Here is a 14,071-nt window from a genome sequence, read left to right on the forward strand (position 1 = left end):
TCGCCGGGGGCAGCGCGGGCTTAGCGCCTCCTCCACGCCCACCAACGGCGGCACCCCGGCCGTAGTCACAATCAGGCTTCGGGGTGGCGGAAACCAGAAAGCCCTCCAAGGTGCCGGAAACAAAGGCTCTTCGGGACAACCATCATCCCCGCCCAAGGTATTCATCGGCATCGATGCGAAGCCCACCGTCATAGTGGATCACCGTGAGCACGTGCCGTTCAACCACCGCTCGCCCGCCCGCGCCCACGCAGGCTCGGCCCGATCAGCGGCCACCCCGCCGCGGTGTCCGGCATCGAGCGGTAGTACCCGACGACAAAGCCGGCCAGCTCGGTCGCGGAGTCCTCCGGAGCCGGGGCGGACCGGGCCGGTCCACCGGGTGCGGCGCCGGAGGCGGCAGGCCGCGCCACGCCCGCAACGGGCGGCGGGAACGGCCACCAGTCCTTCTCACCCGCGACGGCCAGGTAGGCCGGCACCAGGGCGACGACTGCGGCGATGGCCCCGATCCTGGTGAACAAGCCTTCTTTCGGCAACGCGGCTCCCAGCGGTCCGTCAGCGCGGTACGCCCGCAGGAGTCGCCCTCGAGAACACCGTCGTTACGCCCACCGCGGTGGGCGAATCACGAACGGAGGGCGCCACGGCGCCGCTGCCAATCGGTCACCGCCGCCAGCCCGGACTCGATCTCCTCAGTCAGCAAAGCAGAAAGCTGCGCCGCGACCTCCGCCCCCAACAGCTCCCCCGTCCGCTCCAGCAGCGACAACGCTTCCCACGGCGAACCCGCCAGCGTCCCGGCGAGAACCCCCGGCTCCGGTGGCGTCAGCCCTTCCTCCAACCCGAACCGCCCCGCCGCCAGCAACGCCGCGACCACCAGGTGCGGCTGGGCGTCCGCACCGGCGAAGCGGAACTCCAGGCGGCGGTTCGCCGACGACCCGGCCACGCGCACGGACGCCGTCCGGTCATCGTGCCCCCAGCGCACCTCACGCGGAGAAAACGGCGCCGTCCGCAACCGGACGTAGGAGTTCCACGTCGGCGCCCACACCGCCGTCAACGCGCGAGCGTCGCGGAGCACACCGGCCAGGAACCCGCCCAGCAGATCCGGCTCCGAGCCGTCCACAGCGGACAGCGACAGGTGCACGTGCCCGGAATTCCCCTGCCCCGGCTCCGGCGCCGCCAGGTAGTCCGCGGTGACGCCGTGCCGCGCGGCCGCCCGGCGCACGATCAGCTGCTGCAGCAGGACGTCGTCACAGGCGGCCAGTGCGTCGCGGTGGCGCAGCACGATCTCGTACTGCCCCGGATGGCACTCGGCGCGCGCGGACTCGACGCCGAGCCCGGCGTCGGCCAGGTCCGTCCGCAGGTCGCGCAGCAGCGGCGCCAGGCGTTCCGTGCCGCCGAGGGCGTAGTCGACGCCGTGCGCCGTGAGCGGCGCGCCGCCGGAGTCGCGGAACACGACCTCGTGCTCGATGCCCACCGAAGGCACCAGGCCCAGGCCCTCCAACGCCGCGAGCTGCCCGCGCAGCACCTCGCGCGGCGCCAGCTCCGCGGCGGCCCCGGACGGCCACTCGGCGTCGCCCACCACCGCCCACGTCCGGTCACCCAGCGGGATCGCCGAAGCCGCGTCCGGCCGCACCCGCACGTCGCCGAAGCCCTCGAGGTACCCGCCCAGCACGCCGGACGCCGGCAGCGGATCGCGCGACGGCGTCCACGCGAACACGTAGCTGCAGATGCCGTAGCCGTCTTCGAGGACCTCGGGCGCGAACGGCGCGCCGAGCTCCACCGCGGCGAACCGGGCGTGCGGGTCGGGCACCAGCAGGAGCAGCCGGGCGCCGTCCTCGGCGAGCACGCCGCGCAGCACCGCTTCGCCCGCCGTGGCCGCCGCGCGCCGGGCGGCCAGTGACCGCGGGCCGGCCGGCCGCGCGAACGCCGTCACCAGGCGCCACCCGGATCCGGGGCGTGCAGCGGGTTCGGCACCCGGCCCCAGCGGACGTCGAATTCGTCGTCGCGCTCCACCTTGTCGAAGCCCTGCCCGGCGAAGTGCTCCCGGTTGAGCGTCACGCGCTCGACGTCCGGGGCGAACAGGCGGCACGCGTCGAACCGCGCGGCCACGTCCGGGTTCTCGTCCCGGTAGCGGCCGGCGATCTCCCGGACCGGCGCCCAGAACGCCGCCCGCGGCAGGCCCAGCTCGTCGAGCAGGACCTCGGCCCAGAACCGGAACTGGCCGGAGAACACCGAGCTGAACAGCGACTGGGCCAGCAGGTGCGCGGGCCAGCGCAGCATGTCCGCCGCCGCCTCGGGCGGCAGCGACTCGTAGCTCTCCAGCTGCTCGTCGAGCAGGTCGACACCCTGCGCGAAGTCCTTGATCAGCACCCGCTGCGGGACCCCGGCCGGGTCAACGACCAGGACGAGGTTCTGGCCGTGCGGGCAGAACCCGACGCCGTGGCGCAGCAGCCACTGCAGCAACGGCGTGAGCAGCAGATCGAACAGCCGCGTCAGCCAGCTCGTGGCGTCCCCGCCGCCGATCAGGTGCGAGAGCATCGAGACGCCGTCGGGGCCGCGGTACGGCAAGGCGGCGAACGAAATCGCGCGCTCGCCCGCCGCGAGCCGGATGGGCTCGCGCCACAGCGCGCCCAGGGTTTCGTGGAACCGGTACGGCAGTTCCTCGAGGTGCCCGAACAGCGGGTGCTGCACCGACACGCTCGCCACTTCGCCGAGCAGCCCGAACCGGTACTCCTCCGTCAGCAGCGGGTCCGCCGCGCTGATCCGGCGCAGCCACGTCGTCACCGACGGCCCGGCGAGCGTGGCCGCGGAGTTGAGCCCGCGGTAGACCAGCGTGTTCCGCACGGACACGGCCGTCTTGACGTCGTGGCGGCCGGGGGTGCTCACGTTGGCCAGGGTCCGGACCGTCTGGTGCGGGCGGTAGGCGTCGGCGCTCTCCCCCAGGTCGATCACCACGCCGGTGGCGAGCTCGGCGGCGTAGAGCGTGCCGAGGATTTCGTCGGCCTGCCACGGGTGCACGGGCACCCAGACGTAGTCCTCGGGTGCCTTCGCGGCGAACTCTTCGCGCAGCTCGCCGAGTTCGGCGGCCAGCAGGGTGTCCCGGCTCAGCTCGCCGACGCAGCGGAACTCGGCGTGGTCCGGGTGGACGGCGAACCAGCGCAGCCGGACGTCCGCGCCCGCCTCGGGCGCGTACCGGGCCCGGTCGCGGGCGGAGAACCCGACGCGCCCCTTGTTGAGCACGAGCCGCGGGTGGCCGGTGAGGTGCCCGTCCGCGACGTCGTAGTCCATCGTGGACAGCTCGGCCGCGGTCGGGGCGCGCCGCAGGCGGGCGGCCTCGTTGGCGATCGTCGAGGTCAGCTCGGCGAGCACGTCGGCCAGCCGCAGCCCGCTCAGGCCCAGGACTTCGCGGGCGTCCACGACGAGCGTGCGCGGGTCGGTGACCGGCTCGCCGTTCCGGTGCGCGCTGCCGGGTTCGACCGTCCAGGCGTCGAACGCGCCCCGCCGGGCCCGGAACGTGTAGCCGGCGCCGGGCAGCTCCAGCCGGTACTCCTCGCCGTCGCCGACCGGCTCCAGCATGTGCTCGTAGGACAGCTCGCCGAGCATCTTGTGCGTGATCAGGGCGCCGGCCGCGCGCCAGGCGGCCGCCTCATCCAGGGTCACTTGTCCTCCAGGCCGAACGTGGTGAACGCGGTGCGGTCGGGTAGCTCGTGCACGGTCTTGCCGCACACGGCGTTGAGGATCACGGCCGCCCGCCACGCGCCGAGACCGAGGTCGGGGGCGCCGGGCCCGTGCGTGTGCCGTTCGGCGTTCTGCACGAACAGCGCCCCGGGCACGTCGAGCGCGACGCGGTAGTCCGCGCCGACTTCCAGGCGGCCCCGCCGGTCGCGGCGGACGGCGTCGCCGAGCCCGGCCAGCAGCGGCCCGGCCGGTGCCTCCGCGTACCCGGTGGCCGCGACGACGGCGGCGGTGCGCAGGGTGGCCCCGCGGTCCTGCTGCGCGTGCCGGACGCCGAGCTCGATCGCGCCGTCCACTGTGGACGCGGAGACGACTTCGACGCCGGGGGTCAGCACGGCCCCCGGCGGCCCGGTGATGCTGCGGCGGTACAGCTCGTCGTGGATCGCGCCGATCGTTTCGGCGTCGATGCCCTTGTAGAGCTGCCATTGCGTGGGCAGCAGCCGGTCGCGGACCGCTTCGGGCAGGCGGCGGAAGTACGCGGTGTAGTCCGGCGTGAACTGCTCGAGCCCGAGTTTCGAATACTCCATCGGCGCGAACGCGGGCGTCCGGGCGAGCCAGCGCAGTCCGTCCACAGTGGATCTCGACCGGAGCAGGTCGAGCACCACTTCGGCGCCCGACTGCCCGGAACCGACGACCGTGACGCTGTCCGCCGCGAGGAGTTCGTCCCGGTGCGTCAGGTAGTCGGCCGAGTGCAGCGCCAGGACGCCGGGATCGGCGACGACGTCCCGCAGGGGCGCCGGCACCGACGGCACCGAGCCGACGCCGAGCACGACGTGGTCCGCGAGCACCGGTCCGGTCCCGGCGATCGTGAGTTCGAAGGCGTCACCGGTCCAGCGGATGCCGGTCACTTCGTGGCCGAAGTGGCACGAAGGCAGCCGCGTGGCGGCCCAGCGGCCGTAGTCGTCGTACTCCACGCGAAGCGGGTGGAACCGCTCGGCGAAGTAGAACGGCAGCAGGCGGCCGCGGTCGCGCAGGTAGTTGAGGAAGGAGAACGGGTTCGTCGGATCGACCAGCGTCACCAGGTCGGCCAGGAACGGCACCTGCAGCGTCGCGCCCTCGACGAGCAGGCCGGGGTGCCAGCGGAACTCCGGGCGGGCGTCGAAGAAGACGGCGTCGAGGCCGTCGACTCCGGCGGCCAGCGCCGCGAGCGAGAGGTTGAACGGCCCGATCCCGATGCCGGCGAGGTGGTGGCGCCTCACGAAGCGACCGGGCTTTCCCGGCCGGCCACGAGCTCGGCGCCGGCTGTGGCGGCGATCCGGTCGAGCAGCGGGAGGTAGTCGGCGGCGGTGGTGTGCGGGTGCAGCAGTGTCAGCTTGAGCCACAGCTGGTTCGCCCCGCCGGGCCCGGTCGGCAGCGCGGCCCGGCCGATGACGGCGGTGCCCGCTTCGAGGAGCGCGCGGCGGACGCGCGCGACGAGCTCGTCGCCGCCCGCCTCGTCGGCGACGACCGGCCGCAGGACCACGGTGGACAGTTCGGGCGGGCCCCACAGGCGCAGGCCCGGGTGGTCCTCGACGCGCCGGGCGAGCTCGGTGGCGGTGGCGCAGCAGCGTTCGACGAGCGCGCCGAGGCCGTCGGTGCCGAGCGCGTGCACGGTGACGGCCATCCGGAAGGCGTCCGGCCGCCGCGACGTCCGGATGGAGCGGCCGAGCAGGTCCGGCAGGCCGGCTTCGGTGTCGTCGTCGGCGTTGAGGTACTCGGCGCGGACGGTGAGCGCGCCGAGATCGGCGGCTTCGCGGGCGGCGAAGAGCCCGGCGGCGACCGGTTGCCAGCCGAACTTGTGCAGGTCGAGCGCGACGGAGTCGGCGAGGTCGAGCCCGTCGAGTTTGGTCTTGAGCGGTTCGCTGCACAGGGCCATGCCGCCGTAGGCCGCGTCGACGTGCAGCCGGGCCTCGTGCCGGCGGCAGATCGCGGCGATTTCGGGCAAGGGGTCGAGGGTGCCGGTGTTGGTGGTCCCGGCGGTGGCGACGACGACGCAGCCCGGGGTGAGGATCTTGTCGAGCGCATCGGGGAGCAGGCGGTCGCCTTCGCACGGGACGACGATCGGGGCGGGCAGGCCGAGCAGCCAGGCGGCGCGGGCGACGCTGTGGTGGGCGTTGGCCCCGCAGACGGGCTGGAGGACGCCGTTTTCGCGGGCGAGGAGCAGGCCGAGGAGGTTGGATTCGGTCCCGCCGGTGGTCACGACGGCGTCGGGCCGGGCAGCGCCGGGGTAGCACAACCGGGCGATCCCGGTGGTGAATTCCCGTTCGAGTTCGCTGGCGACGGGCGCTTGGTCCCACGAGTCCATGGAGGGGTTGAGCGCACTGGCGACGACATCGGCGGCGACGGACACGGCGAGGGGCGGGCAGTGCAGGTGGGCGGCACAGGCGGGATCGGCGGGATCAGCGGAGCCGGCGGCGAGCAGGCGGCTGAGTTGTTCGAGCGCGGCTTCGGCGCCGACACCCCGGCGGGGCAGGGCCCCGTTCCCGGCGGCGAGTGCGGGTGCGGCCCGGTGCGCCCCCTCGGGCCCGAAATCCGCGCGGCCCCGCTCCCCACCCTCGGGAGCGGGTGCGGGTGCGGCCCGGTGCAGCCCCGCGCCCCCGAAATCCCCGCCCCCCGGCTCGGCCGCGCCGGCCACCGCCGGCCCCGGCTCGCCACGCTCCGCCACCAGTGCCGCCGCCACCGCGGCCGGGCCGCCCGCCGGGACCGGGCCGCCGCGCTCGGCCACGCCCGCCGCCATTCCGCGCAGGGCCACCGGGATCAGCTCGCCGAGCCGGTCCGCGCCACCTTCGCCACCGGCCAGCCCGTCTGCCCGCATGTGCCCGCCTTCCTTAGGGTTGCCTTGCCTACGCTGCGCAACAGTACGGCGATCGACGGCTGCCTGTCATCCCCGTCCAGCATGCTCGACCGGGTGGCGGTGACGCGTCGGCCATCGGGAGTAGGTTCACCGCGAGGAGGTGATCAGCGTGCCCCGGTGGGATGTCCTGTCGGCCATCGCCGCCGGCGGCGCCCTCGGCAGTCTCGCCCGCTACGGCCTGTCGGTGGCGATCCCGCACGCGCGCGGCGAGTTCGCCGTCGCCACGCTGCTCACCAACGTGCTCGGCTGCCTGCTCATCGGCGTCCTGATGGCGGTCCTGACGACCACCGCGCGCCCTCACCACCTGCTCCGGCCGTTCCTCGGCGTCGGGATCCTCGGCGGCTTCACGACGTTCTCCACGTTCGTGACCGACACCCTCGACGCCGCGACGACCGGGCGGCTCGTGGGATCCTTGGCGTACCTGGCCGCGTCGGTGGTGCTGTGCCTGACGGCGGTCGCGGCCGGCCTGGCCGCGACGCGCGCGGTGCGGAAGGGGCGCTGATGGACGGACTGCCCACCCGCCGCACGATCTACCTCGGCGAAGACGACCACTGGCACGGGGGGCGGGCGGAGTGACGCCGGTCCTGGTGGCCCTGGGCGGCGCGGCGGGCTCGGTCCTGCGGTACCTGACCGACCGGAAGGTCCAGCAGTGGCGCGACTCGCCGTTCCCCTTCGGGACGCTGACGGTGAACATCGCGGGCTCGTTCATCCTGGGGTTCCTGAGCGGCTGGCTCCTGCACGGCGCGGAGCCGTCGTCGGTGCGCGCGCTGGTGGCGGTGGGCTTCTGCGGCGGCCTGACGACGTTCTCGACGTTCGGCTACGAGACGGTCCGGCTGTTCCTGGAGAAGACGCGGCTGTACGCGGTGTTGAACGTGGTCGTCACCGTTCTCGCGGGCCTGACCTCGGGTGCCCTCGGCCTGGCGCTGGCCACCGCGGTCTTCGCTTAGCCGCGGTCCGGACGCCGCATCCGCCGCCGGACGCGGCCAAGCGCCTCGTCGAGCCGCCCCGCCCGGCCGTTTTCGCGGCCCGCGCGGCGCTCGAGCTTCCCCTCGACGTATTCGGCCAAGGTGACGTCGGCCCACTTGCGCTTCACCCGGCGGCGGCTCCGCAGCAGTCGCTGCTCGGCCGCCTCGGCACGGGTTTCGTCGGGCACGCCGGTCGCCGCCCGCAGAGCGAGGCTTTCCCGCGCGCGGTTGCTCCGACGCGCGAACGCCTTGCTGCGCGGCAGGTTCTTGCGCGTCGACTTGGCGTTCTCGCCGTAGTCGTCGCGCCGGTCCTTCAGGTAGCTGAGCCGCTTCTTCTCCGGCGGCGTCTTCCGTCGCATCCGTTCCTCCTCCGGGGCCAGGAAACACCCGGCCCCGGAGGACGGCAACGCAATATCAGCGCGGCGCCAGGCCGCGGACCTGCTCGAACGGGTCCTCCCCGGTCGGCAGCAGCGCGATGATCGGCGTCGTCAAGCCGTTGTCCACATAGGCTTGCACCTGCTCCCGGCACGACTCGACGCTCCCGTGGATCACCAGCTCGTCCACGACGGAGTCCGGGATCACCTGGTTCGCCTTCTGCCGATCCCCGGCGGCCCACGCCTCGTGCATCGGGGCCAGCGCCTCGCCGCGGCCCAGCCACTCGTGGAACGCCGCGTACACCGGCACCGTCAGGTAGCTCGAGATCAGCATCCGGCCCAGACCCCGGGCCGCCTCGGCGTCTTCGGTCGGGCAGACGAAGATCCGGGCCGCCAGCTCGACGTCCGGACCGACGACGGAACGCACCTTCGGGACGTCCGAAGCCGCCAGCCAGTTCGTGATCGCGCCGTCGGCTTCGCGCGCCGCCAGCCGCAGCATGCCCGGCCGCAGGGCCGCCAGCATGATCGACGGCGGCGGGTCCGTGGGCCGCTCCAGCCGGAACTTCGACACCGCGAACGTCTCGTACTTCTCGCTGACCTTCTCCCCCGCCAGCGCCGAACGCAGGAACCGCAGCGTGTCCCGGGAGCGCGCGAACGGCTCGTCGAAGGAAGCCGCGTTCCACTGGGAGACGATCACCGGGGACGACGCGCCGATGCCGAGGACGAACCGGCCGGGCGCCAGTTCCGCCACCGTCGCCGCCTGCATCGCCAGCAGGCCCGGGCCGCGCGTGTACACCGGCACGATCGCCGTGCCCAGCCGCAGCTGCGGTGCCCACTGCGAGGCCAGCGCCAGCGGCGTGAACGCGTCGGTGCCCGCCGTTTCGGCCGTCCACGCGTCGGTGTAGCCCAGGTCCGGCAGCTGTTCGACCAGTTCGCGGTGCGCCGTCAGCGGCACCCCGGTCAACGGGATCGTCAGGCCCCAGCGGCTCATGCAGTCTCCTTCTCGACGGCGGAAAGTTCACGCAGCAGCCAGTCCACCTGCGTGCGCATCAGGTTCTCCGCGACCTCTTCGGCCTGCGGCGTCATGTGGGTGGCCCCCGCCAGCGGCAGGAAGACGTGGGAGCGGCCCTTCGCCAGCAACGCCGACGACAGCCGCAGCGAGTGCGCGACGAACACGTTGTCGTCGGCCAGCCCGTGCACGATCAGCAGCGCCCGGCTCAGCTCGGCCGCGCTCTCGATCAGCGAGTTGTGCGCATAGCTTTCCGGCTCGTCCTGCGGCTTGCCGAGGTACCGCTCGGTGTAGTGCGTGTCGTACAGCGACCAGTCGGTGACCGGCGCGCCCGCGACCGCCGCGTGGAAGACGTCCGGGCGCCGCAGCACCGCCAGCGCCGACAGGTAGCCGCCGTAGGACCAGCCCCGGATCGCGACCCGCTCCACATCCAGCTCGGCGAACTGAGCGGCCGCCGCCTGCAGCGCGTCGACCTGGTCCTGCAGGGTGACGTCGGCGAGGCGCCCGGCGATCTCGCGCTCCCACACCGCGCCGCGGCCCGGCGTGCCGCGGCCGTCCGCGACGAGCACCGCGAAACCCTGGTCGGCCAGCCACTGCGACGTCAGGAAGGCGTTGCGGCTCTGCAGGACGCGCTGGGCGTGCGGGCCGCCGTACGGGTCGAGCAGCACCGGCAGCCTGCCCTCGCTCGGCTCGTAGCCGCGCGGCAGGAGCAGCGCCGCGCGCAAGCCGCGCTCCCCCAGCGTCAGCCAGGTCAGGTTCGGCACGATGTCCGGGTCCACAGTGGACGAGCCGATCGACGCGACCGGCGCGCCGTCCCGCAGCACCGAGACGCGCGGGCCGCTGTGCTCCAGGCTCCACGACGACAGCACGGTGACCGCCGCGTTCCCGGAGCCGTGGTGCACCCCGTCCACAGTGGACAGGCGACGCACCGACGAGCCCTCGGTCCGGAAGACGTGGATCTGCGTCGGGTCGGCCTCGGACGCGCTGAACAGGATCTCGTCGCCGACGTCGAGCACGGCCCGCAGCTGCAGCCCGGCCGGCGTGACGGCCTCGCCGCCGACGAACAGCCGGTGGTCGCCGTCGACCATGCCCTCGACGACCAGCCGCCCGTCGGGCGTCCACGCCGGGACGCCGCCGACGATGTCGATCCAGTGCTGGTCGGTCGCCGTGTGCACCACCGAGGTCGAGCCGTCGGTGACGTCGAGCGCGAGGACGTCCATCCGCTTCTGGTCACGCGGCTGCACGGCGAGCAGCGGCGCACCGCCGGCCGACCAGTGCACCGAGGCCAGGTACTCCCAGTCGCCCGGCGCAACGTCGACGCGCGAGCCGTCCAGGCCGAGCACCGCCAGGGAAACGAGGGCGTTCGTGGTGCCCGCGGCCGGGTAGGCGACGACGGTGGCCGGGTTCTGCGGGTTGGCCGGGTCGGCGATGGTCCAGCGCGGGACCGGGCCGCGGTCGGAGCGTTCGGCCAGGATGCCGCGGCCGTCGGGGGCCCACCAGTAGCCGCGGGTCCGGTCCATCTCCTCGGCCGCGATGAACTCGGCGAGGCCCCAGGCGATGTCCTCGCCTTCTTCCTCGACGAGCACGCGGTCGTCGCCGGTGGCCAGCTCCAGCACGTGCAGCCGCCGGTTCTGGACGTAGGCGACGTGCGTGCCGGCCGGGCTGGGCCGCGGGTCGATGACCGAACCGTCGACGCGCAGCGTCACCTCGCCGGACACGAGGTCCAGGGTGTAGAGCTTGCCCGAGAGGGAGAACACCGCGACGGTGAAGGCCGCGTCGACGCCGTAGTGCACGACACCGCCGCCGGTCTCCCGGGCCCGTTCCCGCCGCGCGCGCTCTTCGGCGGGCAGCTCCTCTTCGCCGGGCAGCAGCTCGGCGGCGTCGACGAGCTTCGTCTCGGCACCGGTCGCCAGGTCGGCCGCCCAGAGGCTGTGCCGGGGGTCGGTGCCCGACTCCGCGCGCAGGAACAGCACGCGGGAGCCGTCCGGGGCGACCCGGAACTCCTTCGGCGCGCCGAGGGTGAAGCGCTGGGTCCGGGCCTGCTTGCGGAGGAACGGGAGGTCGTCGACATCGGTCACGCCCGCACTCTTCCAGACGGTCACGACCGGACGCCAACACCCTTCAGCTTGGCCAGCTCGACGTCGACGTCGTAGTCCGGCTCGGGGAACCGCGGCTTCAGGTCGGCCAGCGTCTCGATGAGCAGTTCGGCGACGGCCCAGTTGCGGTACCACTTGTGGTCGGCGGGCACCGCGTACCAGGGCGCGTGCGGGGTCGACGTCTTCTTGAAGATGTCGGCGTAGGCCTGCTCGTAGGCCGGCCAGTGCGACCGCGCCTCGAGGTCGCCCGGGTTGTACTTCCAGCGCTTCTCCGGCGTGACGAGCCGGGCCTTGAGCCGCTTGAGCTGCTCCTCCGGCGAGATGTGCAGGAACACCTTGACCACGGTGGTGCCCGCCTCGGCCAGTTCCGCCTCGAACTCGTTGAGCTCGGCGTAGCGGCGCTTCCGTTCGGCCGCGGTGAGCAGGCCGGACACCCGCGGGACCAGGATGTCCTCGTAGTGCGAGCGGTCGAAGACGCCGATCTGGCCGGGCGCGGGCAGCTGCTTGCGGATCCGCCACAGGTAGTGGTGCCGCAGTTCGGCCGGGGTGGGCTTCTTGAACGCCGCGTACCGGACGCCCATCGGGTTCACCAGGCCGAGCACGTGCGACACCGTGCCGCCCTTGCCGGAGGTGTCCATGCCCTGCAGCACGAGCAGCACCCGGCGGCTGCTGCCGGCGGTCCCCTCGGCGAAGAGCGCCTCCTGCAGCGCGGACAACCGCTCTCCCGCGCTCTCGAGCCCGGCGAGGGCCTTGGCCTTCTTGCCGGGCCCGACCGGGGCCGAGCCCGGGTCGGGCAGCTCGTCACCGACGCGCAGCGCGTCCCGGACCCGGCTTCCGTCGTCCTTCTTGGCCATCCAGCGAAACTACCCCCTCAGGCGGCTGCTTTCCCGGCGAAGAGCTCCAGCAGGGCACCGTGGCCGCCCTCGCCGGAGACGCCTTCGCGGACCTTCGCGCCGGTTTCGCCGTGCCGCTCGAATTTCCGGTGCTCCAGCTCGACGCGCCGGGTCCGGGTCGATCCGCCAGTGACGAACCGGGCATCTCGCGTGTCGAGAGGGGCATCTCGCGTGATTGAGGAGGCATCTCGCGAGATGCCCGATTCGTCACTGGTCGAAGGCCTCGGTGTAGGTCTTGAACGCGTGCTCGCGCGAACAGGCGACGGTGATCGTCTTGCGGATTGGTTCCAAGGTCATGACTGCGCCTCTTAGGTGGATTCCGCCAGGTCGGCGAAGGCTTTCAGCGCGTCCGACCACATCCCGTCGAGGTAGGTGCGCAGGGCGGCGATCCCGGCCGGTTCGAGCCGGTAGAGCCGCTTGGTGCCGACGGCCCGATCGGTGACCAGGCCGGCCTCCTTGAGCACCTTGAGGTGCTGGGAGACGGCCGGCCGGCTGATCGGCAGGTCCGCGGCCAGCTCGCCGACCGCGCGCGGCCCGTCCCGGAGCGCTTCGAAGATCGCGCGTCGCGAGGGGTCGGCGAGGGCGGCCAGCCGGTCGCTTCCGTAAGTCGCCACGAACGGTAAGTTACGGCTTACCCATGCTCTCGTCATCGCCGCGCACTGTTTCGGGGGTGTAACGTGCATATTGCGCAACGAACACCGGGTGAAAGCAATGATTCCCGGCTGAAGTCTGCGTGTTCTGCCTCTAACCTGAACGCATGACGACGTTCGCCGGCCGGGAGACCGCCGCCCCCACCGCAGCGAGCTTCATCGAGCTCGACGAGCGATGGAGCACGCACAACTACCACCCGCTGCCCGTCGTGATCGCCGAAGCCGCCGGCGCCTCGGTGACCGACGTCGAGGGCAAGTCCTACCTCGACTTCCTCTCCGGGTACTCGGCCCTGAACTTCGGTCACCGCCACCCGGACCTGATCGCCGCCGCCGTCGAGCAGCTCGGGCGCGTCACGCTGACGTCGCGGGCGTTCCACCACGACCAGCTGGGGTTGTTCTGCCGCGAGCTGGCCGAGCTGACCGGCACCGAGCTGGTGCTGCCGATGAACTCCGGCGCCGAGGCCGTCGAGTCCGCGGTCAAGATCGCCCGCAAGTGGGCGCACCGGGTCAAGGGGGTGCCGGACGGCACCGCCGAGATCATCGTCGCGGGCTCGAACTTCCACGGCCGGACCACGACGATCGTGTCGTTCTCCACCGACGAGACCGCTCGCGCCGACTTCGGCCCGTTCACGCCGGGCTTCGTCACGGTGAAGTACGGCGACGCGGCCGCGCTGCGCGACGCGATCACCCCGCGCACCGCCGCGGTGCTGCTGGAGCCGGTGCAGGGCGAGGCCGGCGTCATCGTGCCGCCGGAGGGCTACTTCGCCGACGTCCGCGCCGCCTGTGACGAGCACGGCGTGCTGCTGATCGCGGACGAGATCCAGTCCGGGCTGGCCCGCACCGGCACGGTGCTGGCGCTGGACCACGAGGGTATCCGCGCGGACGTGTACACCCTCGGCAAGGCCCTCGGCGGCGGCATCCTGCCGGTGTCGGCGGTGGTCGGCCGCCGAGACGTCCTCGGCGTGCTGAAGCCGGGCGAGCACGGCTCGACCTTCGGCGGCAACCCGCTGGCCTGCGCGGTCGGCCGGGCGGTCGTTCGCCTGTTGAACACGGGCGAGTTCCAGCAGCGCGCCACCGAGCTGGGCGCCCACCTGCACGCGCGGCTGAACGAGCTGATCGGGCAGGGGCTCTCGGAGGTCCGCGGCCGCGGCCTGTGGGCGGGCATCGACATCGCCCCGGGCGGTCCTTCGGGCCGGGCGGCGTCGGAAGCGCTGATCGCGCGGGGCGTCCTGTGCAAGGAGACGCACGAGCGCACCCTGCGCGTCGCCCCGCCGCTGGTGATCACCCGCGAGGAGCTGGACCGCGGCATCGACGCGATCGCCGAGGTCATCCGCCCCTGAGACCACCCGGACGCCGCCGGCTGAGCCTCCCGCCCCGGCGGCGTCCGGGAACACAATGTCCGAGCACCAGCCGGCCGCAGCTCACCCCCAGGTCGCGAATGACTCATTCGGGACCTCGGAGGTCCCGCAGAATGGAATAAGGGGGGGCCGCAGGCCCCCCCCCCCCGGGCCCCCGGGGGCCCCAC

General features: G+C 73.2%; 14 protein-coding genes. 4 read left to right on the plus strand and 10 right to left on the minus strand.

Features of this window, described 5'->3' with window-relative positions; all coding sequences use genetic code 11:
• Positions 1 to 218: 218 nt before the first annotated feature.
• From AB0F52_RS48145 to AB0F52_RS48165, 5 genes are all read right to left on the minus strand, one after another.
• Positions 219 to 515 (minus strand): hypothetical protein, encoded by a 297-nt coding sequence (locus tag AB0F52_RS48145; RefSeq protein WP_360186223.1) that lies wholly within the window; start codon positions 513 to 515, stop codon positions 219 to 221.
• A gap of 101 nt (positions 516 to 616) precedes the next feature.
• On the minus strand, positions 617 to 1,924 hold the full coding sequence (locus AB0F52_RS48150; protein ID WP_360186225.1) for a glutamine synthetase: 1,308 nt from the start codon (positions 1,922 to 1,924) through the stop codon (positions 617 to 619).
• Positions 1,921 to 3,651 carry an IucA/IucC family protein gene (locus AB0F52_RS48155; RefSeq protein ID WP_360186228.1) on the minus strand — a complete coding sequence of 577 codons (1,731 nt, stop codon included), beginning with the start codon at positions 3,649 to 3,651 and terminating at the stop codon, positions 1,921 to 1,923. The genes AB0F52_RS48150 and AB0F52_RS48155 overlap by 4 nt, the downstream gene beginning before the upstream one ends.
• Complete coding sequence (locus tag AB0F52_RS48160; RefSeq protein ID WP_360186232.1) at positions 3,648 to 4,925, minus strand: SidA/IucD/PvdA family monooxygenase; 1,278 nt, start codon at positions 4,923 to 4,925, stop codon at positions 3,648 to 3,650. The genes AB0F52_RS48155 and AB0F52_RS48160 overlap by 4 nt, the downstream gene beginning before the upstream one ends.
• Positions 4,922 to 6,520 (minus strand): aminotransferase class I/II-fold pyridoxal phosphate-dependent enzyme, encoded by a 1,599-nt coding sequence (locus AB0F52_RS48165; RefSeq protein WP_360186235.1) that lies wholly within the window; start codon positions 6,518 to 6,520, stop codon positions 4,922 to 4,924. The genes AB0F52_RS48160 and AB0F52_RS48165 overlap by 4 nt, the downstream gene beginning before the upstream one ends.
• Before the next feature lie 139 nt (positions 6,521 to 6,659).
• Between AB0F52_RS48165 and AB0F52_RS48170 the strand changes: the two genes are divergently transcribed.
• Complete coding sequence (locus AB0F52_RS48170; protein WP_360186238.1) at positions 6,660 to 7,061, plus strand: CrcB family protein; 402 nt, start codon at positions 6,660 to 6,662, stop codon at positions 7,059 to 7,061.
• Between the two features lie 70 nt (positions 7,062 to 7,131).
• Positions 7,132 to 7,506: a fluoride efflux transporter CrcB gene (crcB, locus tag AB0F52_RS48175; protein WP_360186240.1), complete on the plus strand. Its 375-nt coding sequence runs from the start codon at positions 7,132 to 7,134 to the stop codon at positions 7,504 to 7,506.
• On the opposite strand, the gene AB0F52_RS48180 is transcribed toward crcB, so the two are convergent.
• From AB0F52_RS48180 to AB0F52_RS48195, 4 genes are read right to left on the minus strand one after another with little or no spacing between them, the layout of a single operon-like run.
• The gene (locus AB0F52_RS48180) at positions 7,503 to 7,883 is read right to left on the minus strand and encodes a hypothetical protein (RefSeq protein ID WP_360186244.1); all 381 of its coding nucleotides are present in this window, start codon (positions 7,881 to 7,883) and stop codon (positions 7,503 to 7,505) included. The genes crcB and AB0F52_RS48180 overlap by 4 nt on opposite strands.
• Before the next feature lie 55 nt (positions 7,884 to 7,938).
• Complete coding sequence (locus tag AB0F52_RS48185; protein ID WP_360186247.1) at positions 7,939 to 8,889, minus strand: LLM class F420-dependent oxidoreductase; 951 nt, start codon at positions 8,887 to 8,889, stop codon at positions 7,939 to 7,941.
• Positions 8,886 to 10,985: a prolyl oligopeptidase family serine peptidase gene (locus AB0F52_RS48190; protein WP_360186250.1), complete on the minus strand. Its 2,100-nt coding sequence runs from the start codon at positions 10,983 to 10,985 to the stop codon at positions 8,886 to 8,888. The genes AB0F52_RS48185 and AB0F52_RS48190 overlap by 4 nt, the downstream gene beginning before the upstream one ends.
• Before the next feature lie 20 nt (positions 10,986 to 11,005).
• On the minus strand, positions 11,006 to 11,857 hold the full coding sequence (locus AB0F52_RS48195) for a PPK2 family polyphosphate kinase (protein ID WP_360186253.1): 852 nt from the start codon (positions 11,855 to 11,857) through the stop codon (positions 11,006 to 11,008).
• Between the two features lie 59 nt (positions 11,858 to 11,916).
• On the opposite strand from AB0F52_RS48195, the gene AB0F52_RS48200 reads away from it, so the two are divergent.
• A complete protein-coding gene (locus AB0F52_RS48200; RefSeq protein ID WP_360186256.1) occupies positions 11,917 to 12,075 on the plus strand; it encodes a hypothetical protein in 159 nt (52 codons plus the stop codon).
• 129 nt (positions 12,076 to 12,204) lie between these two features.
• Here the strand turns inward: AB0F52_RS48200 and AB0F52_RS48205 are convergent, their stop codons facing one another.
• Entirely contained in the window at positions 12,205 to 12,510 is a 306-nt protein-coding gene (locus AB0F52_RS48205; RefSeq protein WP_360186258.1) for a metalloregulator ArsR/SmtB family transcription factor, read from the minus strand.
• A 143-nt stretch (positions 12,511 to 12,653) separates the two neighbouring features.
• Between AB0F52_RS48205 and rocD the strand changes: the two genes are divergently transcribed.
• Entirely contained in the window at positions 12,654 to 13,886 is a 1,233-nt protein-coding gene (rocD, locus tag AB0F52_RS48210; RefSeq protein ID WP_360186261.1) for an ornithine--oxo-acid transaminase, read from the plus strand.
• Positions 13,887 to 14,071 lie beyond the last annotated feature (185 nt).

It is taken from the genome of Amycolatopsis sp. NPDC024027 (genome assembly GCF_040638975.1).
Lineage (GTDB): Bacteria > Actinomycetota > Actinomycetes > Mycobacteriales > Pseudonocardiaceae > Amycolatopsis.

Coding starts and splice junctions, on each gene's coding strand:
- AB0F52_RS48165 (WP_360186235.1), bottom strand. CDS start 6,520: ATGCGGGCAGACGGGCTGGCCGGTGGCGAAGGTGGCGCGGACCGGCTC.
- AB0F52_RS48180 (WP_360186244.1), bottom strand. CDS start 7,883: ATGCGACGGAAGACGCCGCCGGAGAAGAAGCGGCTCAGCTACCTGAAG.
- AB0F52_RS48185 (WP_360186247.1), bottom strand. CDS start 8,889: ATGAGCCGCTGGGGCCTGACGATCCCGTTGACCGGGGTGCCGCTGACG.
- AB0F52_RS48195 (WP_360186253.1), bottom strand. CDS start 11,857: ATGGCCAAGAAGGACGACGGAAGCCGGGTCCGGGACGCGCTGCGCGTC.
- rocD (WP_360186261.1), top strand. CDS start 12,654: ATGACGACGTTCGCCGGCCGGGAGACCGCCGCCCCCACCGCAGCGAGC.